The sequence below is a fragment of the Thalassospira sp. CH_XMU1420-2 genome (assembly GCF_037029325.1).
In the GTDB taxonomy this organism is placed as follows: Bacteria; Pseudomonadota; Alphaproteobacteria; order Rhodospirillales; family Thalassospiraceae; genus Thalassospira; species Thalassospira povalilytica.
In genome coordinates this window covers 1-1,817 of record NZ_JAYMEG010000041.1, presented here as the reverse complement: position 1 = coordinate 1,817, position 1,817 = coordinate 1, and the positions used below count along the sequence as shown (strand labels likewise).

The 1,817-nt window shown below is 55.0% G+C and carries 2 protein-coding genes; both read left to right on the top strand.

Annotation, left to right across the window (positions count from 1 at the left end):
- On the top strand, window positions 1-683 hold a 683-nt coding region (locus WA429_RS21085; protein WP_336107893.1), incomplete at its 5' end, for a TraK domain-containing protein.
- Entirely contained in the window at window positions 683-1,816 is a 1,134-nt protein-coding gene (locus WA429_RS21080) for a TrbI/VirB10 family protein (RefSeq protein WP_336107892.1), read from the top strand. The genes WA429_RS21085 and WA429_RS21080, both read left to right, overlap by 1 nt.
- Window position 1,817: the final 1 nt, after the last annotated feature.

The window sequence follows — 1,817 nt, the reverse complement described above, 5'->3', positions numbered from 1 at the left end:
TCTCAAATATGCATATGAACCGACTGGTTACGCCTTTCGAGCGACCAGAGATCGTTACAACAGATCAAGCCAAGTTCCAGCATCGGATTACGGGGAACTCGATCTTTTTTCAGCCAAAAGGGGAGCTTCGTTCCGTAATCTATGTCCGTGAAAAGGGCACAGAGGATCCGGTAATCCAGCTTGGGATTGCCGGGAACAATGTCGTTCCGCGCCAAATCGCTTTGGAATTTGGTGACGGGGAATATTTCCGGCCACACGGCGGGCGCAAGACAAGCGAAAGCTCTGGTATGGCGATGACAGCTTCATCGGTTATGCAGCAAGTGCGCGCGGAATTCACAAAAGTCGCTCAAATGAGTGTGCCCGACGGTTTCAATATCGTGCAGCGCGCAGCACGCCTTCCAGAGTTCTGCATGAACCACAATGGCGTGACGTTCTCGTTCAAGGGCGGTCAAAAGCTCTCGGGTGCGGACTATGACATCTATGTCGGCCTCGTAGACAACCAAACACCGAGCAATGTGCAGCTTGACGAAACCTGGTGTGCAACCGAAGACGTGATTGCAGTCGCGTTCTGGGAAGATGTCTTGCTGCCACCTGGACACCAAAGCGAAGTTTACGTCGCGGCCCGGCATCAAGAGCAACCAACCTACAACGAGCGTAGATCGCTGCTGAGAGGGGGCAACTGATGTTGGATCGTATCTCAGCAAAAACCAAGCGTTGGATACTGACCATAGGGGCCCTGCTTTTCGTTGTCACCGTGGCGTGGGCCGCTGACGACACCCCGGACCGCAAGGAACGGTCGCGCGAAGTTAAATCCGAACCAGTCAAGAATATCATTGCACCGGAAAACACCCGCGAGTTTGGGCTGGAAGCCCTCGAAGGACGCCTCAACACGCTCGCGTCCAAGATGGAGGACTTGGAAGACGGTAACGAGCGCGTAATCCAACGCGCAGTCACAAAAACCCAAAGTCGCTATGAAGGTCAGGTTTCAGCGCTTGAACAACAAATTGCGCGTTTAACGACAACAATAGAGGAGCTGCAAAAGCGTGAGTCCTCACCGGGCAATCGCACCGGAGGAACACAGCCGATCGCAGCTGGGATGACCGAGACCTCACCGGGCCAGCGCCATACCCGCGCGCCGTCTGCGAAATGGAACGTCCGGGTGGATGCAAAAGAAGCCAATGCCTTCTTCGAAGGGAGTGACGACCCAGTAGTCAAAGAAGCACCAATTGCCGAAACCGGAGCCGGAACAACAAACACGACTGGCCAGACGGCTACCGGTGCCACTGAGGTCGCACTCCTGAGCGAGGAGGTTCCGGAAGACGAGGTGAAAAACGCGGAAGAAAAAGACGTCGTTTATGAACTTCCTCCGATCCCGTCTGCGTCAATGTTCAAGGCGACGAACATCACGGGCTTGGACGTTCCGACAAACGCTGTGGCCAAGGAGAACCCGTATCCGGCGCTCATGCGGATCAAAGACCTCGCAGTGCTTCCAAACCGTTTCCGGGCAGATATTCGTGAATGCCATGCGCTGTTTTCGGGATACGGAGAGATATCCAGTGAACGTGCGTATCTCCGAGCAACAACACTGACCTGCATGCGCAACGACGGTGCCGTTCTTGAAAGCAAAATGGAGGCCTATGTTGTTGGAGAAGACGGTAAGGCCGGTATTCGGGGCCGTTTGGTCGAACGACAGGGCAAGTTCATTGCGAACGCTGCGATCGCAGGCGTCGCAGATGGCATTTCAAAGGTGTTCAGCTCAACGGCGGTGCCGACCATCGCCACGGGCACACCTGCGGATGATCATAGGTCTGGCTGAT